18 protein-coding genes are annotated in these 20,913 nt (G+C 63.7%); 12 read left to right on the forward strand and 6 right to left on the reverse strand.

Features of this window, described 5'->3' with window-relative positions:
• Positions 1-106 precede the first annotated feature (106 nt).
• Both BLQ01_RS00495 and BLQ01_RS00500 read right to left on the reverse strand, forming a co-directional pair.
• Positions 107-745, reverse strand: coding sequence for an endonuclease domain-containing protein (locus BLQ01_RS00495; protein WP_368086109.1), 639 nt, complete (start codon positions 743-745; stop codon positions 107-109).
• A gap of 506 nt (positions 746-1,251) precedes the next feature.
• Positions 1,252-2,100 (reverse strand): HAD family hydrolase, encoded by an 849-nt coding sequence (locus BLQ01_RS00500; protein ID WP_026541318.1) that lies wholly within the window; start codon positions 2,098-2,100, stop codon positions 1,252-1,254.
• 328 nt (positions 2,101-2,428) lie between these two features.
• Here BLQ01_RS00500 and BLQ01_RS00505 point away from each other — a divergent pair, with 328 nt between their 5' ends.
• Positions 2,429-2,683: a glutaredoxin family protein gene (locus BLQ01_RS00505; RefSeq protein WP_026541317.1), complete on the forward strand. Its 255-nt coding sequence runs from the start codon at positions 2,429-2,431 to the stop codon at positions 2,681-2,683.
• A gap of 88 nt (positions 2,684-2,771) precedes the next feature.
• The gene (locus tag BLQ01_RS00510) at positions 2,772-3,467 is read left to right on the forward strand and encodes a redox-sensing transcriptional repressor Rex (protein WP_026541316.1); all 696 of its coding nucleotides are present in this window, start codon (positions 2,772-2,774) and stop codon (positions 3,465-3,467) included.
• Between the two features lie 44 nt (positions 3,468-3,511).
• Here the strand turns inward: BLQ01_RS00510 and BLQ01_RS00515 are convergent, their stop codons facing one another.
• From BLQ01_RS00515 to BLQ01_RS00530, 3 genes are all read right to left on the reverse strand, one after another.
• On the reverse strand, positions 3,512-4,207 hold the full coding sequence (locus BLQ01_RS00515) for a hypothetical protein (RefSeq protein WP_091549713.1): 696 nt from the start codon (positions 4,205-4,207) through the stop codon (positions 3,512-3,514).
• Positions 4,208-4,482: 275 nt separating this feature from the next.
• The gene (locus tag BLQ01_RS00525; protein ID WP_081733343.1) at positions 4,483-5,196 is read right to left on the reverse strand and encodes a hypothetical protein; all 714 of its coding nucleotides are present in this window, start codon (positions 5,194-5,196) and stop codon (positions 4,483-4,485) included.
• A 190-nt stretch (positions 5,197-5,386) separates the two neighbouring features.
• Positions 5,387-5,938 carry a YceI family protein gene (locus tag BLQ01_RS00530; RefSeq protein ID WP_026541313.1) on the reverse strand — a complete coding sequence of 184 codons (552 nt, stop codon included), beginning with the start codon at positions 5,936-5,938 and terminating at the stop codon, positions 5,387-5,389.
• A gap of 207 nt (positions 5,939-6,145) precedes the next feature.
• Here BLQ01_RS00530 and BLQ01_RS00535 point away from each other — a divergent pair, with 207 nt between their 5' ends.
• From BLQ01_RS00535 to BLQ01_RS00580, 10 genes are all read left to right on the forward strand, one after another.
• A complete protein-coding gene (locus tag BLQ01_RS00535; RefSeq protein ID WP_091549714.1) occupies positions 6,146-6,811 on the forward strand; it encodes a histidine phosphatase family protein in 666 nt (221 codons plus the stop codon).
• Positions 6,812-6,814: 3 nt separating this feature from the next.
• Complete coding sequence (locus BLQ01_RS00540) at positions 6,815-7,420, forward strand: TlpA family protein disulfide reductase (RefSeq protein WP_026541311.1); 606 nt, start codon at positions 6,815-6,817, stop codon at positions 7,418-7,420.
• A gap of 6 nt (positions 7,421-7,426) precedes the next feature.
• Positions 7,427-8,182, forward strand: a complete 756-nt coding sequence (locus BLQ01_RS00545) for a cytochrome c biogenesis CcdA family protein (RefSeq protein WP_026541310.1) — start codon at positions 7,427-7,429, stop codon at positions 8,180-8,182.
• Positions 8,182-9,897: a cytochrome c biogenesis protein ResB gene (locus BLQ01_RS00550; RefSeq protein ID WP_091549715.1), complete on the forward strand. Its 1,716-nt coding sequence runs from the start codon at positions 8,182-8,184 to the stop codon at positions 9,895-9,897. Before BLQ01_RS00545 ends, BLQ01_RS00550 begins: the two co-directional genes overlap by 1 nt.
• Positions 9,897-10,964: a c-type cytochrome biogenesis protein CcsB gene (gene ccsB, locus BLQ01_RS00555; RefSeq protein ID WP_026546507.1), complete on the forward strand. Its 1,068-nt coding sequence runs from the start codon at positions 9,897-9,899 to the stop codon at positions 10,962-10,964. The genes BLQ01_RS00550 and ccsB overlap by 1 nt, the downstream gene beginning before the upstream one ends.
• 220 nt (positions 10,965-11,184) lie before the next feature.
• Positions 11,185-13,302 carry an Hsp70 family protein gene (locus tag BLQ01_RS00560; protein ID WP_091549716.1) on the forward strand — a complete coding sequence of 706 codons (2,118 nt, stop codon included), beginning with the start codon at positions 11,185-11,187 and terminating at the stop codon, positions 13,300-13,302.
• A gap of 3 nt (positions 13,303-13,305) precedes the next feature.
• Entirely contained in the window at positions 13,306-15,366 is a 2,061-nt protein-coding gene (locus BLQ01_RS00565; RefSeq protein WP_091549717.1) for a LuxR C-terminal-related transcriptional regulator, read from the forward strand.
• A gap of 175 nt (positions 15,367-15,541) precedes the next feature.
• The gene (locus BLQ01_RS00570; protein ID WP_091549718.1) at positions 15,542-16,801 is read left to right on the forward strand and encodes an IniB N-terminal domain-containing protein; all 1,260 of its coding nucleotides are present in this window, start codon (positions 15,542-15,544) and stop codon (positions 16,799-16,801) included.
• A gap of 155 nt (positions 16,802-16,956) precedes the next feature.
• Positions 16,957-18,828, forward strand: a complete 1,872-nt coding sequence (locus BLQ01_RS00575) for a dynamin family protein (RefSeq protein WP_217638346.1) — start codon at positions 16,957-16,959, stop codon at positions 18,826-18,828.
• Positions 18,825-20,312 (forward strand): dynamin family protein, encoded by a 1,488-nt coding sequence (locus tag BLQ01_RS00580; protein WP_026541303.1) that lies wholly within the window; start codon positions 18,825-18,827, stop codon positions 20,310-20,312. Before BLQ01_RS00575 ends, BLQ01_RS00580 begins: the two co-directional genes overlap by 4 nt.
• Here the strand turns inward: BLQ01_RS00580 and BLQ01_RS00585 are convergent.
• Complete coding sequence (locus tag BLQ01_RS00585) at positions 20,281-20,907, reverse strand: hypothetical protein (protein WP_091549719.1); 627 nt, start codon at positions 20,905-20,907, stop codon at positions 20,281-20,283. The two genes, BLQ01_RS00580 and BLQ01_RS00585, sit on opposite strands and share 32 nt — an antisense overlap.
• Positions 20,908-20,913 lie beyond the last annotated feature (6 nt).

Below are 20,913 nucleotides of genomic sequence, written 5' to 3' on the forward strand. Positions count from 1 at the left end.
ACGGTCTCTCATGTCCCCCGGGGTTGGACCGGACGGTCTCTCATGTCCCCCGGGGTTTGGACCGAACGTTCTCTCACGTCCCCCGGGGTTTGGACCGAACGTTCCCTCACGTCCCCGGGGAAAAGCCCGAAGCAACCGCGGGATCCTGCCATGCTGATCGTAGAGCGCCTTTAATCTGCCGAGTGGCGGACGTAAAGTTGTCCGCCAAATCGTCTTTCCCGAATTTGAGGACGGTCCAGCCCGCTGCCTCGAACGCCTTGTCGCGTCTCCGATCGCTGAACATCTGTTCCCGCCCAAGGTGATGACCGCCGTCGTACTGTATTGCTATCCGACGATCACGGAAGCCCAAGTCTGCCGACGGCGAGAACGGGTCGTTAGGGCGGAGCTGCACTTGGAGCTCGGGTTCGGGAATGCCGGCGTCCAGCATCGCCAAGCGAAGCAACGACTCGGGCGCAGAGTCCGCCCCGACACGCATCAGGTCCAAAGCTTCCCTGGCCCGAACAACGCCCTGCAGGTTCTTGTGTCTGTCCACCAACTGTCGAAGAGCCTCCAGGGTGGTGAAAGGCGTGTCTCGTTCTTCGAATTCCAGTCTGGGCCTGCGGATGAGTTCGTCGCCCATGCAGATGAGATCGCGGACCGGCAGGCGCCTTGCCAGATCCAACCAAGTCCGGGACCGAGTACTCATCCAGATGCCTTCGACGCACTCGATTTCGTCATCGAAGGCAACCACAGTATGTCCGATCACTCCCTTGCGCCGCACAGATGGCAGCTGCCTCGGCTTGCTGAGGTGCAGTTCATTGGAGTCCGACAACCACGGCGGAAGACATGCACCTTGTAACCTTGCTGCCGTTACATGGGAAATCCAGGCGCCAGGACTTATAGCTGACAGCGTTCTCGCAGCGGCTGACAGCTCAAAATTCCAATCCGATGGCCGGTAAATGCCACGGCTGACCCCATCTACCGTGGTGCGGTTCCAGAGATTTCTTGGCCCCACGCCCGCAGCCTTCGCTTCTTCGAGCGTGAACGGTGCGTTGGTGAGTTTGGCCGGAAGAGGCATGGCGTTCTGCATACTTGGCATTCTTGCCCAGAAACGCTTGTGTCATCGGAAGTTATCCACAGGCTCGTTGGGGCCTCCGGGGGATGTGAGCGAGCGTTTGGGTTGTGGCCCGGGGGATGTGAGTGAGCGTTTGGGTTGTGGCCCGGGGGATGTGAGTGAGCGTTTGGGTTTGGGGCAGGGGATGTGAGAGAAGGTCAGATGCGGGGGCCGCGGAACCGTGAAAATCCGCGCCAGAGGCCGTAGACCGCCCCGCCCACCGTTGCGGCTTTCAGCCCCAAGGTTGCCGCGCGACGGCCGGAACGAAAGTCGTACACCGGCCAGTTGTTCTCACGAGCATGCCGGCGCAGCTTTGCATCCGGGTTGATCACGACTGGGTGCCCCACCATGGTGAGCAAAGGGATATCGTTGGCGGAATCGCTGTAGGCCCAGCAGTGATCCAGATCCAGGCCTTCCCGATCGGCCACAATCTGGACCGCCACTGCCTTTGCAGGCCCGTGAAGAATGTCGCCCACGAGTTTTCCCGTGTACATGCCGTCTTCCACTTCACCCACGGTGCCAAGGGCGCCGGTTAGTCCGAGCCGGGTGGAAATGACCGTGGCTACCTCTATGGGTGTAGCCGTGACGAGCCAGACCTTGCGTCCAACCCTGAGGTGCTGTTCCGCGAGTGCCTTGGTCCCCGGCCAGATCCGCGACTCGATCATTTCGTCGTAGACCTCTTCGCCCAGGGCCTTGATGTCATCAACAGTGATGCCGGCAGCAAGGGTAAGCGCGGAGTCGCGGACAGAGTGGACGTCTTCCATGTTTTCGCCGCGCATGACGAACTTGAACTGCTTCCACGCGAATCCAGCAGCTTGCGAAAGTGTGAAGGCCTTACGTTCGTACATTTTGCGGGCAACGTGGAAGAGGCTTGCACCCTTCATCAAAGTGTTGTCGACGTCGAAGAAGGCGGCTTCGCCCGTGCGCTTCTGCACAGCGTCCTTCTGCACAGTGTGCTTCTGCACCAAGGCATCTGCGACCACGGCGGCGTTCTTCTCCTCGGGCATGTCTTGAGTCTAGTCAATCGTCAGGAACCGCGTTGGGGGCGCACGGGTGAACCGCGTGAAGGTGGGGGGATGTGAGAGAGGAACTGGCCGGGAGGGTGGGGGATGTGAGAGAGGAACTGGCCGGGAGGGTGGGGGATGTGAGAGAGGAACTGGCCGGGGGGTGGGGGATGTGAGAGATGGTTCGGCCGGTGGGAGGGGGATGTGGGAGAGGGTGCGTCCGGTGGGTGGGGGATGTGAGAGAGGGTGCGTCCGGTGGGTGGGGGATGTGAGAGAGGGTGCGTCCGGTGGGTGGGGGATGTGGGAGACGGTTGGACGGTACCTTTGAGGCATGGCTATTCCCGACGTCGTCCTCCTCACCAAAGCTGACTGCCACCTGTGCACGGAGGCGCGTGCCGCCGTCGAGCGTGTCACCACAAGCCTGGGCGTGCAATGGACTGAACAACGGATCGACGACGATCCCCGGTTGCAGGAACGCTTTGCCGAGGAGATTCCTGTAGTGCTGGTTGATGGTATCCAACGCGATTTTTGGAAGATCGACGAGGACCGGCTTACCCGCACCCTGAAGAAGGTCCTGGAGGGCTGAAAGCAGGATTACCCGCAAGTAATGGCTTTTGTTGAGTCCGGCCGGGGGTCATAGAGTGGAACAACAAAGCGACGCAATGGAGAATACCGTGACTGCGCTGGAACCGTCCCCGGAAGCTGTAACCGGGGACAACGAACCTGCCGCCAAGCAGATCCCGCCCGCGGCTGTGGCCCGGATGACCCTCTATTTGCGCGCGCTCAACTCTTTGCTGGCCGAGGGCGTGGAGCGGGTGTCGTCGGAGGCGTTGGCGGAGGCCTCAGGGGTCAGTTCGTCCACGCTCCGCAAGGACCTTTCCTACGCGGGATCTTATGGGACACGCGGTGTCGGCTACGAAGTCCAATACCTTAGCCGCCACATTGCGGCCGCTCTGGGCCTGACCCATGACTGGAAGGTCGCCATTGTTGGCGCCGGTAACCTCGGCAAAGCCCTGGCCAGGTATGGCGGGTTCGAGTCCCGGGGCTTCGACGTAGTAGCTATTTTCGACGCCGACCCCATGGTGATCGGCAATGAAGTTGGCTGGCTGCGTGTCAGCGACTCCGCCGAACTTGAGCGGGTCCTGGAGCGTACCCACACCAACATGGTGGTGCTGGCGCTGCCGGCGACCGTGGCACAGGCTGTGTGCGACCGCGTCATTGCCGCCGGCATCCGGAGCATCCTCAGCTTCGCGCCGGTGCTGTTGCAGGTCCCTCCGCACGTGAACCTCCGCAAAGTGGATATGGCCACGGAACTGCAGATTTTGGCCTATCACGCACAACGGGCGCAGACACCGGGCCAGGCTGTATAGCCTTCGCCGGGTCCGCGCCCGCAGGGTTTTCTAAGGCTGCGTCTTTAGCGGCCGTAGGGGTTCTGGTACGTGTTGCCGAACGGCTGCGCCTTGCGGAAATAAGGGGCCGACGCCGGCAGGTACAGCATGACGATCGCCGCAACACCCAGCAGGATCACGATGAGCTGCAAGATGCCGTAGGTGGCGCCGAACTGGAACAGGCTGGTGAGGCCCAGGACGGAGATCGCCGCGAAGACGGTGCCGAGGATCCTGGCCCAGTTCTTGCCCTTGCGGACGGGGAAAGCGACCAGTGCGTAGAGGCCAAGGCCCACGATTGCTCCGACGATGGCGCTCACACCGATCACGCCCCGCATGCCTTCCAGAGACCCTTCGGGAAGCTCAGTGCCTTGCTGGCCTGCCTGCTGGTTCATGGCATTGATAAAGGCGTCAGCACCGGTGGTAGCCAGCAGCAGCGAGCTGATCGCGGAGAGAATGCCTGCGGCAATGATCATCCAGAAGGCGTAGTTGACCATGGGCGGCACGGCGGTGGGGCCGGGCTGCTGGCTGGGCCAGTTGGTGTCCTGCCCGTACTGCGGTGCGGCAGGAGCCTGGCCGTAGGGAGAAGACTGTTGGCCGTACTGCGGTGCTGCAGGGCTCTGCTGGCCGTACTGGGGCGCGGACGGAGCGGCGGGCTGGGTGTCCGGCTGCTGGGGCTGGTTGGCATCGCCCGGGTTTGACGGCGGGTACGGAGGGTTGCTCATGGCATTCCTTTGCTTGTTCGACTGCTGGTGCGGCCGCCGGGATCAGCAAAATGACCCTGCCCCCAGCGTGGTTCTGCTTCCACCGTACCTTCCGGGTCTGACGCTGAAGGTGATCCCACGCAGGTATTTCCGGCGGACGGCAAAAATCATCATGTTGGCTTACGCCTTCATGATGAAGGCCGCGCATGATGAAGGCCGCGGCGATCCGGAGGATTTACCGCGGCCTTCTGCTCCAGGTGGCCGTTCAGCGAACGACGACGGCAGTTGCGTCAGCGCTATGCGTGACCCTTGACTGCCTTGAACCAGAGTTGGGAATTGGGGAGCCACATCAGCACCACGGCTACCGCGCTGACGAGGAAGCCGAACCAGTTGCTGCCGAGGCCTGTACTGGACCCTCCGGCGCTGGCGGCACTGAAGATGGTGAGCAGCAAGGAGATGACGGCCACGACGGTCAATGCCAGGCGGGCCCACTCTTTTCCTTCCTTCATCTTCATGGCCAGAATTACCTGCGCAGCGGCCACGGCGAGGGAGAGGATGAGGATGATCAGCAGGATCGCGGCAACTCCGGGGGCGAACGCGAAGAGGGCGATGATCGCGAAGAACCCAATGAGTCCAAACAGCAGGCCCAGGAGCCCGGAGATCACCCAGATGAAGTAGGAAACCTTCAGTTCGGTGGGAAGGCCCTGGGTCTTGAACATTCCCGAGAAGCCGCCCTGGGGCATGACGTCGTTGAAGTTGCGGGGACCGTCGGTTGGCATTTCGAAGTGGAATCCGGGCTGCCCGGGACCGGGTTGCCCTGGACCCGCGGGGGGTGGGCCGGCCTGTCCTTGGTTGGGCTGTGAATACTGCCCGGGTTGCGACGGCGGCTGGTAACCCTGGGGTGGCTGGTAGCCCTGCGGAGGCTGGTAACCCGCAGGAGGAACATTGCCCGGCTGCGGAGGCTGGGAGCCGGGCTGCTGTGGCTGTGGTGCTTCGTCTGGGGTACTCATGGCATCACTGTAGACCGCAGGTTGAAGGTTGCATAGGAACTTCGCAGCCAACTCGCAGCTGAATACAGGCTTTTTGCCGAACAATTGCGGGGTGACTTCCGGATATGCGAAACGGCGCCACCCACAGCCGGCCAAAGGCGGGGACTGTGGGTGGCGCCGTCGTGGTGGAACCGTGCGGAAAGCCCGAAGACTATGCAGCTGCCGGTGCGATGAATGCGAGTTCCAGGTTGATGACCACCTTGTCGCTGACCAGGACGCCACCGGCTTCGAGGACTGCGTTCCAGGTGAGGCCGAAGTCCTTGCGGCTGATGGTGGTTTCGCCGGAGACGCCGGCGCGGGTGTTACCGAAGGGGTCCACTGCTACGCCGTTGAATTCGGTCTCGATGGAGACCTCCTTGGTGACGCCCTTGATTGTGAGATCGCCCACGAGGTCGAAGCTGTTGCCGTTGGCCTTGACGTGGCGGGAAACGAAGGTGATCTCGGGGAACTTCTCGACGTCGAAGAAGTCTTCGCCCTTGACGTGGCCGTCGCGGTTGACGTCGCCGGAGTCGAAGCTGGCGGTCTGGATGGTGGCGGTGACCTTGGAGTCGGCCAGGGTTTCGCCGACCTCGAGGGTGGCAGATGCGTCCTTGAACTGGCCGCGGACCTTGCTGATGCCTGCGTGGCGGACAGTGAAGCCGATCTCGCTGTGGGAAGCGTCGAGGGTCCAGGTGCCGGTGGTGACGGAAGCGGGAAGAGTCATCATGGTGTTGCTCCTATATCGATTGGTAGGTACTGCGTGCTTGCCCGGTCTGGTCGATTGCTTGAAACGTCAACCGAGCTTCGTGTCCAGTATAAACATGCATATGCATCTTTTATTCCAACTCCGGGGAACATTTCGGAAAAACTTTGAGTTCTACTAGCGGTAGAAGATTTCGGATCGCCCCGCTTCTTTGAGAAACTGGTAAACATGCCCCAAGCAACTGTCCACCTGCTTCGCCATGGCGAGGTCCATAATCCCGACGGCGTCCTGTACGGTCGCCTGCCGGAATTCCACCTCTCCGAACGTGGCCGGGAGATGGCCCGGATGCTGGCCGACCACTTTGTGGCGCGCGCCGGCCAGGGCGCCAAGATCGTCCATTTGGTGGCCTCGCCGCTCACCCGCGCGCAGGAAACGGCCATGCCCACTTCAGAGGCTTTGAACCTGGAGATCACTACCGAGCCGCGCATTATCGAGGCAGAGAACCACTTCGAGGGACTGCACCCCACCAAGAGTGAGTTCCTGAAGCCCAAGCACTGGATCTACTTCCGCAATCCGCTGCGTCCTTCCTGGGGCGAGCCGTACAAACAGCAAGCGGCGCGGATGCTGGCTGCCGTTGAGGACGCCAGGGCCAAGGCAATTGAACTGGGCGGTGATGGCGCCGAAGCCATCCTGGTGAGCCACCAGCTCCCTATTTGGTCCACTCGTTTGACCGCAGAAGGGCGCCGACTGGCCCACGACCCCCGCAAGCGCGAGTGCACCCTTACCTCCCTGACGTCGTTGACCCTGGACGGGAACGGCAAGATCGTGCGGGTCGAGTACACCGAACCTGCTGCCGTCCTGCTTCCCGGCGCGGCCAGCACCCCGGGGGCATAAACAATGGACAACAACCTTTCACGTCGTGGCGCGTTGGCTGCCGGCGGCGTCCTCCTCGCAGGTCTGACCATGGGCCTGTCCGCGTGCGCGCAGGAGGATTCCCTGGCCAAGCAGGCCAAAGCCGGCGACAACAAGAACTACGTGGCCGGCGACGGCTCGGTGACAGAGTTCGCCAAGGCTGACCGTGCCGCACCCGTGGCCCTTAAGGGCACCCTCTTTAACGGCCAAACGGTAAAGCCCGAGGATCTCCAAGGCAAAGTCACCGTCCTGAACTTCTGGTTTGCTGCCTGCGCTCCGTGCCGCATCGAAGCTCCCCAGCTCGAGGCCCTCCACCAGGACTTCAAGGACCAGGGAGTCCAGTTCTTCGGCGTCAACCTCCGCGACGAACAAGCCACGGCTGAAGCGTTCGACAAGACCTTCAACATCACCTACCCGAGCTTCAACGACAAGGACGGGGCAGTGCTGCTGTCCGTATCCGGCATTGTGCCCCCGGGCGCGGTACCCACCACCCTTGTCCTGGACAAGGAAGGCAAGGTTGCCTCCCGCGTACTCGGGGAGATTGAGAAGAGCACCTTGAAAGCCCTCATCACTTCAGCAGTGGCTGAGTAGCGCCCCATGAACAGTCCCTTCGCCGAGACGATCCTCAACGGATCGCTGCTGCTGGCTGTGCCAGTGGCCTTGCTGGCCGGGCTGGTCTCCTTCCTTTCGCCGTGCGTGCTGCCCCTGGTGCCCGGGTACCTTGGCTACGTCACCGGACTCACCGGCGTCGACCTCCAAAAGCAGCGGCGTGGCCGCATGCTTGCCGGTATTGGGTTGTTCGTCCTTGGTTTCTCGGTGATTTTTGTCCTCCTGGGAGGCGCGTTCGGGCAGTTGGGTACCTTGCTGACCGGTCCGCAGAATGCCTGGATAACCCAACTGCTGGGCATCCTGGTGATCATCATGGGCATAGTGTTCATGGGTGGCTTCGGCTGGCTGCAGCGTGATGCGAAGATCCATGCCAAGCCTCCGGCCGGACTGTGGGGTGCACCGCTCCTGGGGCTGACCTTCGGCCTGGGTTGGGCGCCCTGCATTGGCCCGACGTACTCCGCGGTACAGTTGCTGAGCCTGTCCGGTGGTTCATCGGCGGCAAAGGGTGCGCTCCTGGCCTTCGTCTACAGCCTCGGATTGGGCATCCCGTTCCTCCTGATCGCCCTGGCCGTCCGCCGTGGCATGGGAGTCATGTCCTTCTTCCGGAAGCATCGGCTGGCCATCCAGCGGATTGGCGGGGGCATCCTGATTTTGCTCGGCATCCTGATGGCCACCGGCGTGTGGGGAACCTGGGTGACCGAGTTGCAGTACTGGTTCCAAAACGATGTGAAGTTGCCAATCTGATGAGCGAGTCCGTGAAAGCCAAGAAGAAGTCACCGTCCGCTGAAAGCGCCACTGGGAACGCAGCGGATGGCAAGCTCCAGCAGGCCAAGTCCGAGGCAGCCCTGCCCGCCCTCGGGTTCAAAGACATGCTCCGGTGGGCATGGACCCAGCTGACCAGCATGCGCACTGCGTTGTTCCTGCTGCTCCTGCTTGCAGTCGGCGCGGTCCCGGGGTCCCTGTTCCCGCAGCGGCCGGCAAACCCGTCAGTGGTGACGCAGTACATCAAGGACAACCCGTCCTACGGTGAGCTCCTGGACGCCCTGCAGCTTTACGACGTGTACTCGTCGGCATGGTTCTCCGCCATCTACATCCTGCTGTTCATCTCGCTGATCGGTTGCGTCACTCCGCGGGCCATCGCCCACTACAAGGCCATGAAGTCGCAGCCGCCGCGCACCCCCAAGCGCCTTTCGCGGCTGCCGGAGTACGGCACCCTTGCGCTGCCCGCCGACGCCGGGATCCCGGCGTCGAAGGCCATCAACGATGCCGCCGGGCTGCTCAGGAAACGCGGCTACCGCGTGGAGGTCAGGGACGTCGACGGCGCCCTGCCGTCCTTGGGTGCCGAGCGTGGCTTCCTGAAGGAAGTGGGCAACCTGGTGTTCCACACGTCCTTGATCGGCGTGCTGGTGTCCGTGGCCATTGGTGGCCTGTACGGATACAGCGGCCAGCGGATCCTTGTGGAGGGCGAGACGTTCGTCAACACCTTGGTGGGCTATGACCAGTTCACGCCGGGAACCAACTTCCAGAGCAGCGCACTCCAGCCTTACTCCATGCAACTGGATAAGTTCCAGGCCACGTTCGACCGCGAATCGCCGGGCAAAGCGGGCCAGCCGATCGATTACACGGCCGAGGTGACTACCAAGGAAGGCCCGGACTCACCGGCCAAGAAGGAAACCCTGAAGGTCAACGATCCCGTGTCGCTCGGCGGTACCAGCCTCTACCTCACCGGTAACGGCTACGCCCCCATGATTACGGTCCGCGACGGGGAGGGCAACGTCTCCTTCCAAGGCCCGGTCACGGCCAAGGTCCAGGGCGACAACTATTACTCGTCCGTGGTCATCAAGGTCCCCGACGCCAAGCCGGAACAACTTGGTTTTGTCGGCTTCTTCCTTCCCACGGCGTTCGTCAGCGAGAACGGAACGTCATTCAGTGCCTCACCTGAGCTGTTCAATCCGCAGTTGAGCCTGAACTCGTTCTACGGCGATCTCGGCTTGGACAAAGGCGTGCCCCAGAACGTGTTCGAACTGGACGTCAAGGACCTCAAGCCCCTCAACGCCCGCGACCTCGCCGCCGGTGGCATCACCCTGACCCCGGGCGCCACCGCCAACCTGCCCGAGGGTAAGGGCAGCATCACCTTTGACGGCGTCAAGAAGTACATCGGCGTGGACATCCACCACAACCCCGGCCAGCTCTACGCACTGATCTTTGGATTCCTCGCGGTCGCCGGCCTGGTGATGTCGCTCTACATCAACCGCCGCCGGGTCTGGGTCCGCAGTGGAACCCATGCCGATGGCCGCACCATGGTGGAGTATGGACTGCTGGCCCGCGGTGAAGACCACCGCCTGGCCGGCGAATCAGCAGCACTACGCGAGATCTTTGCCCGGGAATGGAACATCCCGGATGCGCAGGACACCGCTCCAACAACAGCAGGATCTTCCCCAACCTCGAAGGACCAGTAATGCCAGCCATCAACGAAACCCTGGGCCAGTACAGCGAGCTGTTCATGCTGTTGGCCGCCGGCACGTACACCGTGGCGTTCATCGCTTTTGCCTGGGACCTGGCCAAAAGCAGCAAGGTGCTCCGCGCCGTGGACCTGAAGGCCGCGGCCAGCACCGTCGAGGAAAAGGTAACGGTTTCAGCAGGCCGGGTCAGGTCAGGCCTGGGAGGTTCCGACGCCGGTGGGCCGGCAGGCCGCGCCGAGCGCCCGACGTCGGGCCTCACCTATGAGGGCGGAACCGCCGCCGGCGACATGAAATACGGCGGCGAACGCCGGGCACCTGCCCGCGTGGCGGTAGCGCTGACGGTCCTGGGTGTCCTGATTCACGGGGCCGGCGTTGTGACGCGTGCCTTCGGTGCAGGACGTGTGCCGTGGGGCAACATGTACGAGTTCCTCACCACCGGTGCCTTTGTTGCCGTTGCTGTGTTCCTGATTGTCCTCATCCGCCGCGACCTGCGCTTCCTGGGCACGTTCGTGATCGGCCTGGCCATCATCATGCTCGTTGCAGCCTCCGCTGCTTTCTGGACCCCCGTGGGTCACCTGGTTCCGGCGCTGCAGAGCTACTGGCTCATCATCCATGTCTCCATCGCAGTGCTCTCCTCAGCGTTGTTCACCCTGACTTTCGCGATGTCCGTGCTGCAGTTGCTGCAGTCATACCGCCAGAAGAACCTCGCCGCCGGCCGTGCGGACAACCTGGGCTTCATGCGCTTGGTTCCCAACGCTCTGAGCCTGGAGAACCTGTCCTACCGCATCAATGCCATCGCCTTCATCGGCTGGACGTTCACCCTCATGTTTGGTGCCATCTGGGCCGAGAAGGCCTGGGGCCGCTTCTGGGGCTGGGACCCCAAGGAGGTCTGGACCTTCGTGATCTGGGTGGTCTACGCGGGCTACCTTCACGCCCGCGCCACAAGGGGCTGGACGGGAACCCGCGCTGCATGGTTGTCGATCGTTGGCTACGCATGCGTGATCATCAACTTCACCTTGGTGAACACGGTCTTCAACGGCCTGCATTCCTACTCCGGGCTTTAAATCCGGGGTCCTAAATCCGGGCCCGGATCCGAATCCGGCCCTGGGTCCCAATCCGGGCCTGAGCAGGGGCGTTGTCCCCGGCTCGGGCCCGGACCTTTGAGAAACGTCAAAACGGTGCACTAAACAAGCCTTTTTCCTGTCCAAAGCTAGTGCTAACTTGTTCAGAACCCGCTTGTGATGCAGTCCGCCAGCGTTGCGCCGTGTTTCTTTCGAGGTACCCATGAGCTATGTTCTCGCCATTGACGTCGGGACGAGTTTTACCGCTGCAGCCCTTGCCAGGCCCGATCAAGGCACGCCACCGGAAGTCCTGCCGCTGGGTTTGCACGGCAGTGCAGTACCCTCCGTGCTGTTCTACACCGACGACGGCCGCGTGCTGGTAGGCGAAGCAGCCGAACGTCGGGGTCTGGACGATCCCCACCACATGGTTCGCGAATTCAAGCGCCGGATCGGGGATTCCGTTCCCCTCGCTGTTGGCGAGGGATGGCTTACCGCCGAGGACGTGTACGCCACCATGGCGGCGTGGGTAGTGGACAGGGCCCGGGAGCGTGAGGGTTCGGAACCGTCGTCGATCATCATGACGCACCCCGCCGCCTGGGGCGCGCATCGGGTCTCTTCAGTCCTGGCCGCCCTGGACTTGGCGGGCTTGCCGGACATCACCTTGATCAGCGAGCCGGAAGCGGCGGCCCTGCACTACGCCTCCCAGACACGCGTGGAAGATGGCAGCATCATCGCTGTGTACGATCTGGGTGGCGGCACCTTTGACACCGCCATCCTCCGTAAAGCCGGAGCCGGGAACTTTGAGTTGCTGGGCCGTCCCGACGGTATCGAAACCCTTGGCGGGGCTGATTTTGACGCAGCCGTCCTGCGCCACGTCATGGGACACGTGAGCCCTGCGGCGGACATGGATCCGATGGCACCGGAAACCCTGGCAGCCCTGGCGCGGCTGCGGCGGGAATGCCGCGAAGCCAAAGAGGCGCTGTCCATGGACAGCGAGTCCAGCGTGGCCGTTTCCCTTCCAGGAACCCAGCAGTCCGTCCGCCTGGTCCGGGCCGAATTCGAAGAGCTGATCGAGGCACCCCTCCGGGAAACGGTGGAAGCCTTGGAACGAAGCCTGCAGGGCATCAACGTGGACGCGCAGGATTTGCGTGCCGTACTGCTCATCGGAGGCTCATCCCGCATTCCCTTGGTGGCTGAGATGATTTCGGTCGAACTTGGCCGGCCCATCGCCGTCGACGCTGATCCGAAGTCCTCCATCTGCCTCGGCGCGGCAGTGGCTGCTGCGGGCATGGCGGCTGCGGCGGGCATGGTTGAAGCCACAGGCCAGGCGGCTGCCGTAGCGTCGGCGGCTGCCACAGCGCCGGCGGTGGGGCCGGTACCGTCCGATGACGCGCTGCGCCGGCCGTCGGGGATCATGCGACCGCCGGCTTTGGCCGCCTTGAGGAACGCCTCCAGCTCACCTACCCGGCACACAACGTCACGGCCTCGCGTTCGGATGGCTGCGGCAGCCGCAGCAGCTGCGGCGGTGCTGACCATTGCTACGGCCACTGCTGCGCAAAGCCCCGACGCCGGCGGGCTGCTGGCAACGATGTTCGGCAACCAGGCTGCCGATGTCATGCGCGACGGCGGTCCGGCAGCCTCCGGTGGCGGGGGCAGCGGAGCGGGAGCAGGAAGCACCGGTGAGACACCGGTGGTACGTAACCCAGGACCGGGACTTGAAGCCAGCGCCAGGAACGGCGCCACGAGGGCCGGAACGGGGAGGGGACCCGTCCGGCCTGAGACCGGCAGCGCCGGGACGGGCACAGGATCCGCCGGGGGATCGGCCACTGGCAACCCAGCCGGTGCGGGCTCTGGCAACTCACCAGGTGCGGCTACCGGTGGAACGGGCAGCACCGCCACTCCTGCCCCGGGAGCCGGAACCCCGGGCACCGGAACACCCGGAACGAGTACCCCCGCCACGGGGACGCCCGCGACGGGGACACCCGGCACGGGGACGCCCGGCACTCCGGGAACCGGCACCCCTACGCCCGCACCTACGGGCGGCGCTGCCAGTGGTCCCACCGATCCTCCTCCCACCTCGACTCCCACCACTCCGCCTCCGGTCACTGAACCCAGCATTCCGCCTGCCACACCCACGGACCCGGGCAGCCCGCCGCCACCTCCACCTCCACCGCCATCGCCGGAGCCGACGCTGCCCCAGCCTGAGCCGAGCATCACCCAGGCCCCGCCCCCGGCATCACCGGAGCCCGCGCCGGATCCGGTACCGCCGCCCGCCACAGCTGATCCCGCACCCACGCAGACCGTCCCCGTTGCGGATCCAGCGCTGTTGTCGGCGGTCTAGCCCATGACGGGACATGACCATCAGCCACGGCACTTTCCGCCCGGGCTCCACGATCACCCCCTCATGGATTCCCTCCCCAATGATGAAGTCCCCCCGCACCTGACGGAGTTGTCCGGCGGGTCTGCGATGGTCCGCGAATTGTTGTTGGCCCTGTCCGTGGGGTTCACCCTTCCCGCGCCCCTGCCGGAGCGATTGGAAGCCCATAACGGACTGGAAGGGGTCATCACCGCAGCCAGGGACGCAGGGTTGCTGCTGGCCGACGGTTCAGTGGTGGGTACGGCGCAATACGCCTTGCTCCAAGGGACCCCGACCACCCGCATCCGGGCGCTGCAAAGGGAGCTGGTGGACAAGCACCTCCACGAAGGCCGGCCCTTGGGCGACCTCGCACGGGACCTTGCCAGGAGTGGGCTGCAGGACGCCCGCGTTGCTTCGGAACTTGAAGCGACCGCCAATGATCTCTTCGACACTGATCCGCGACTTGCCGTGGATCTCTACGCCGAGGCTGTACTTGCAGGAAACAGCAAGCTGGAGAACGCCGCCAAACGGGCCCAGGCGTTGGCCGCCACGGGAGACCTGGACGGTGCCGGAAGGATTGTGGACAGGCTGCTTGCCCTGCCGGAGCCACCTGACCTTCGATTGGGGGTGGACGTGGCGGCCGCGGTATGGGCCCAGCGCGGCATGTTGAACCGGAGTGCTGATACGTACAGCTGGCTGGGCCCGGACAGGCTGGAGGGGTCTGCGCCGCTGGCCGCTGTGGCCCTGATCGGTTCCGGAAACGCGGTACAAGCCGAAGAGATGCTGGCATCCGGCAGGACTGGGGGGTCCCCGACCATCCTCGCGGTGGCATTGACCCTCACCCAGGAAGGCCTTCGGCAGACCCTTGGACCCGCGCCCCACTTGGCGCTGCCGGAGCTCATCAGGGCGTCGGACATGATGAATGCCTCAGCCGCCGCGATTCCCTTGCCGGAGACTCCAGCTGCCTTGGCCGCACTGTGCGCTCTCCACAGCGGGGAACCTGCGGTGGCGGACAACGTGCTCCGCGCCGCCTTGGCCGCAGGCCAGGGCGGGGATGTTGCGCGTCCACGGCTGTTCCTCCTGCAAGCATGGTCCGCCATGCAGCAGGACAACGCCGACGAGGCACGATTGGCCATCAACGAGGCCGTCAAGGCGAACCACTGGCCCCTGGCGCCCCGCGATGAGCTGCTGCTGACAGCGCTGGAAGTGGGGTTGGCACGGCGGGGCACCGAAGTGCACGGGCTGGTCCTGGCATGGGACAGGGCCAAGGAAGCCATGATGCACGTATCGGTGGACCTGTACAGCCTGCTGCCATGGGGCGAGCTGATGATTTCCGCCGCGCGGTTGAGGGAGGCCCACCGGGTCTCACACTATTTGGATGGTGCGTGGGAACTCCTGAAGAGGCTGGGAAATCCGCCGCTGTGGTCGGTGCCGTTGCATTGGGCGGCGGTCCAGGCTGCGCTGCTGAGCGAAAGTCCCACGGATCTCGCGCCGCACGCTGCTGCGCTGGTCCGGGCTTCCGAACACAGCCACCTGGCCTCTGTTCTGGCCGCTGGTGGTAAAGCGTGGGTTTCGGTGCTGGCCGGCCGGTTTGAAGCGCCCGACGTCGAAGCGGCGGCCCGCGGGTTGGCCGCCGTCGGGATGCCCTGGGAAGGGGCCAGGCTGGCCGGCCATGCTGCAGCGCACGCAGAGGAACGCCGCGACATGGTGCGGTTGCTGGCCTGTGCCAGGGACCTCCATCCCCAGGGCGTCCAGTCGGCTGGGAGCAGCGAGCGGGCGGAAGAACTCCACCGTGACGTTGCGGGAACCACTGCTCCGGAAACCATCAACCAAGGGGATGCTTCAGGGCTCAGTGCCAGGGAACGTGAAGTGGCGCGGCTTCTCCTGGAAGGGAAGACCTACCGGGAAATCGGTGAAGCCATCTACATTTCACCACGCACGGCAGAGCACCATGTGGCACGCATGCGGCGACGCCTCGGGGCAGAAAACCGCTCGGAACTCCTGGTCCGTCTGCGCCTGGCATTGGGGGAGGGGTACCCGCCTCCCTGACCGGCAACCCCCTCAACCCCCTAACGGGAATCACCGCGATCCCCTAACGGTGTTGCCGGCAGTAGGGGGACCACCCCCGATTCCCCGTTCCCCGCCCCGGTCATAGCTTGAAGGGGAGCCCGGCAAAGGCGCCGGGCCATTCACCACCCATCACAGAATTTGAGGGAGCACTCCAATGCCAACACTCGCACAACAGCTCGTGCAGTTCCTGATGAGCCTGTTCAACGATCCCGACGCCGCAGAGGACTTTGTCCGGGATCCCGAAGCAGCACTTGCCGCTGCGGGCCTCCGTGACGTTTCATCCGCCGACGTCGACGCTGTTCGTCCCGTAGTCCTGGACTACGCACCCATCAACGCCCGTTCATCGTTCGACCGCGAATACAACACCGGCGGCAACCACGCCTCCACGGGCGGTGGCAGCTGGGGCGGCCAGCACGACGACGATGACGATCACGGCGGTAGCGGTGGCGGTGGTGGCTGGGGCGGCCAGCACGACGACGATGACGATCACGGTCACGGCGGTAGCGGTGGCGGTGGTGGCTGGGGTGGCCATGACGACGATGATGAGGACCACGGTCACGGCGGTGGCGGCGGCGGTGGCCATGAGGATCACGACGACCATGCCCATGCCGTTCAGCAGCTGGTCCACGTGGTGAACAACTACTCCTACACCACCACCATTGATGACCGCGACACGATTGTGGACCAATCGGTCAACCAGAACATCTGGGCCGACGGCGACGTCACGCAGCTCTTCAACCAGGACGCCGTTACGGCATCGGGCGACGGTGCCATTGCAGCCGGTGACGACGTCAGCCATTCCGGCAACACCACCACCACGACTACAACCACCAATACCGACGATCATTCGACCGACAACTCAATGACCATCAACGAGTCCGGCCCCGGGGACGTTGAGGTGGGCAACACGGACATCGAGGTCAAGGATTCCTTCAACGACAATTCCGACAACTCGGTGACCAAGGACTCCTACAACACCGATGTTGATGTTGACGTGGAGATCGAGGACTCCTTCAACGAGGACAACTCCACCCACACGGACAACTCGAACAACTCGGTCAACGTCTCGGATTCCTTCAATGACAACTCCACGGACGTGGACGTGGATGTTGAGGACGTCCAGCTCATCAACGACTCCGTGGTGGTCCAGGACAACGAGCTGGATCTTGAGTACTCGCCGGACAACTCCACCACGGTGAACGTGGAGGACGTCCAGGTCAACTACGACTCCACCGTGATCCAGGACAACGAGTTGGATGTTGAATACACCAACATCGAGGACAACGTGGTGGTTGCGGACAACGAACTCGAGTTCGACAACTCCACCAACCTGGAGGTCGAAGACGTGGACGTGGAGTACAACGAGATCACGGATTCCATTGTCGTAGCGGACAACGACGTAGAAATCGACTAGCTCCGAAGATCCAGACACCGCAGCGAAGACTGCGACGCGAAGTACCCCCAGCAGTGCCCGGCAGACAGTTCACCGTCTGCCGGGCACTTCGTGGCCTCACAAGGCAGCATCGGAACAGAACGAACAAAGGACCTACGGTGACCGAAGCAGCACGGATGACCACGTTGGTGGAGCAGGCCATGGCGCTGGTGGGGGATCGGAACGATCTTCGACGCCGGCTGGAAAGCACCCGCGACCGCCTTAAGGATCCCAGCGTCCGGGTGATCGTCGTCGGAGAGTTCAAGCAGGGCAAGAGCCAACTGATCAACGCCCTGGTCAATGCCCCTGTGTGCCCGGTGGATGACGACATTTCCACCACTGTGCCTACCGTGGTGCGGCAGGGGGACCCGGCGTCGGCCGTTGTCCTGGTTTCCGCTGCGGAGGATGACCCGTCGGAGCCCGCAAGCGAAGTGGCTGGACATGAGGGAACCCTTGAACGCCGGCCCGTTCCGCTGGACCACCTGGCCCACTATGTCTCCGAGAAGGGGAACCCCGGCAACGCGAAGCACATTGTGGCAGCGGAAGTTGCCTTGCCCAGGAAACTGCTGGCCGGTGGGCTGACGGTAGTGGATTCGCCCGGGGTCGGCGGGCTAGGGTCAACGCACACACTGACAACGCTGACGGCGCTTCCCTCGGCGCATGCCGTGGTGTTCGTCTCTGATGCGTCCCAGGAATACACCGAACCGGAGATGCGCTTCCTGGGCCAGGCCATGCGCATCAGCCCCAACGTGGTGTGCGTGCTGTCCAAGACGGACCTCTACCCCAGCTGGCGGCAGATCGCGGACCTTGACCGCAAACACCTGGCCGAGGTGGGACCGGACATTCCCCTGTTCCCCGTTTCGTCCGAGCTGCGCCTCCAGGCAGCACGGCTGCAGGATACGGAATTGAACGCCGAATCAGGATTTCCGGATCTGATCCAGCACCTGAAGCACAACATCGTGGGGGAGGCCGCGGCCATCCAACGGCGTTCAGTCGGGCACGATCTTTTGTCCGTTGCGGAAAACCTGAAGCTCGCCCTGCAATCGGAGCTCGGTGCCTTGGAGAATCCCGAAGGAACGCCGCAGATGATTGCCGGCCTGAACGCCGCCAAAGAGGACGCCGACGCGTTGCGCAAGCGTTCCGCCCGCTGGCAGATCACCCTTAACGATGGGATCGGGGACCTTATCGCCGACATGGAGTACGACCTGAAGGACAGGCTGCGCCGGATACAGCGCGAAGCGGAAACAGCCATTGACCAGGGGGATCCCGGACCCGCTTGGGAGCACTTCACCCAGTGGCTGGAACAGAGCACCGCCGCTGCCGTCTCGGATACGTTTGTCTGGACCAGCGAGCGGGCCCAGTGGCTGGCCACCCAGGTTGCGGATCACTTTTCCGAAGAAGAGGTGGCCCTGCCGGCCCTGAAAGTAGCCGATACCGGTGGGGTCCTGGACCCCGTCGCCGGGATCCAGGACATGGACAAGGGCGGACTTGGGCCACTCCAAAAGGTTTTGATCGGCATGCGGGGTTCCTATGGAGGGGTACTGATGTTTGGCCTCCTGACAGGCATCTTCGGGATGGCCCTCATTAACCCGCTCTCCGTTGGGGCCGGACTCCTGCTGGGGCGCAAGGCGTACCGGGAAGACAAAGCAGCCCGGCTGAAACAACGGCAAGCAGAGGCCAAGATCCTCGTCAGGAAGCACGTGGACGATGTGGTGTTCCAAGTGGGTAAACAGCTCAAGGACAGGCTGCGGCTGGTCCAGCGCGCCACCCGGGACCACTTCACCGAGATCGCCGAAGAACACCATCGTTCCTTGGCCGAATCCGTTGCAGCCGCGCAAAAAGCCGCCGCCATTTACGCAGCGGAGCGGGACATGAGGATCAAGGAGATCCGGAACCACATCAAGGCCCTGGACACCCTGGCACAGCAGGCGCAGCAACTGCAGGAAAAACAGCAAGCGCAGCATATGCAACCAACCGGGCCCTCCACCTCGACGGTCCCCGCCGGCTGATGGAATCCGGAATCGCCGGAGCCTCGGAATTGCTCCGGCACGCACGGGACGTCTTCTGCGATGACACCGCTGCCCTCGCAGTGGTGGACGAGCTGGACCGCAGGCTTCAGGGGCCGCTGCGCATTGCCGTTGCAGGGATGGTCAAGGCCGGGAAATCAACGCTCCTCAATGCGATCATCGGTGAAGAGATTGCCCCGACGGACGCCGGGGAATGCACCCGAGTGGTCACGTGGTACCAATACGGACACGCGCCCAAAATCACGCTCTACCCGTTCAGGGGCGGACCCCGGAACCTTCCGGTGACCCGTGAAGACGGCCGCCTGGTCCTGTCCCTGGGTGAAACGCCGGCCGAGGACGTGGAGCGGCTGGTGGTGGAATGGCCGTCGGCCTCTTTGCGCCCACTCACGTTGATCGACACCCCCGGCATAGCCTCCTTGTCCGAGGATGTCTCCGGGAGATCCACGGCTTTCCTGCTGCCGGAGGACGAACCTACGGCCGCGGACGCCGTCATCTATCTCATGCGGCACATGCACGCCTCCGACGTCAGGTTCCTGGAATCCTTCAAGGACACTGCGGCCGGCCGATCCGGGACTGTCAATGCCTTGGCTGTCCTGTCCAGGGCCGACGAGATCGGAGCCGGAAGGATCGATTCCCTGATTTCGGCAGCAGTCATCGCCGACAGGTACAGCCGGGACCAGAACCTCAAACCACTGGCACTGGGAGTGGTGCCCGTCGCCGGTCTGCTGGCACAAAGCTCACGGACCATGCGCCAAGGGGACTGTGACGCCATGATGCTGTTGGCGCACATGGACCGGAACCAGCGGGAACGGATGATGTTGTCCGCAGACCGTTTTGTGCGCGGTACGGGACCGGAGGGATTGCAGCCGTCCATCAAGGCTTCCCTGGTGCAACGGTTCGGGCTGTTCGGGATCCGTTTGGGTGTTGCCCTGATCAGGGGCGGAACCACGGATCCCACGGAGTTGGCCCACGAGCTCGCCCGCCGCAGCGGGCTGGGTACCTTGCTGGACAGCATCAGTTACCTGTTCCAGACCCGCGCCGACGCACTCAAGGCGCGGGCCGTCGTCGTGGGTTTGGAATCATTGGTGCGCGGCGCGCCCCGGGAACGTGCGGCGTCGCTGGAAGCTGCGTTGGAACGGCTCCAAACCGGCGCCCATGAATTCCGGGAACTGAAACTCCTCGCCGCGCTGCGTACCGGTGGCGTGGGACTGGACGAGGAGCAGGAAGCTGAGGCGGAACGGTTGGTGGGCGGCCGCGGCAGCACTTCCCCGCTGAGGCTGGGCCTGGCGCCGGACGCAGATCCCGGGGAAGTCAGCGAGGCAGCCAGGACCTGCCTGAACCGTTGGCGGCTGATCGCTGAGAATCCCCTGACCGAGTCCTCCGCGCTGGAGGCCTGCCGTGTAGTGACGCGAAGCTGCGAGGGGATGCTGGCTGCTACGCCGGCCGTTCACCGAGCCGTTCGCTGAACTTCTCGCTCAGCAGCCAGACGGTGGTGGAGGGGAAAAACAGCAGGATCAGGCCCGCTGCAGCAAGGATGAACTGGGCCGCCAACAGCACTGTGGCCAAAACGCCGTCCGCTCCGGGAGCCACCACGAAGTCGGCGGTGATCACGGTCACCACTGCGTGCAGGAGCACCAGGGGAGCCAAAGCCCACCGTGCCCAGACGCTGCGTTTGAAAAGCACCGCGAGCAGCACCGCTTCCATGGCCACAACCAGGGCGATCATGGCCAGACTGCCCAGGAATACGACGGCGGTGGCCCCGTCAACGGCTTGGGCGTCACCGTCGGCAACCATGCCTGAAATGACACCCTTCAGGCGCTCAAAGTGTGCATCACGGTCAAGGAAGCCGAAGACCACCACGGCGATTCCTGCCGCGAAGCCGGCAATCCACAAGGAGCGGGCGAGCCGTGCGATACCGGGTGGCTGGACAGTTGCGGCGATGGGCGGTGGAACGGAAAGGGAGATACCCGGCCGGGGTGGCGGTGGGGGAGGCGCTGATGGCCCGTTGGCTGATGGTGTGGTGGAAGGTGACTGCCGTGAACCATCGGCTTGTTGGGCCATGTTTAC

Source organism: Arthrobacter sp. UNCCL28 (assembly GCF_900102805.1).
GTDB classification, from domain to species: domain Bacteria; phylum Actinomycetota; class Actinomycetes; order Actinomycetales; family Micrococcaceae; genus Arthrobacter; species Arthrobacter nicotinovorans_A.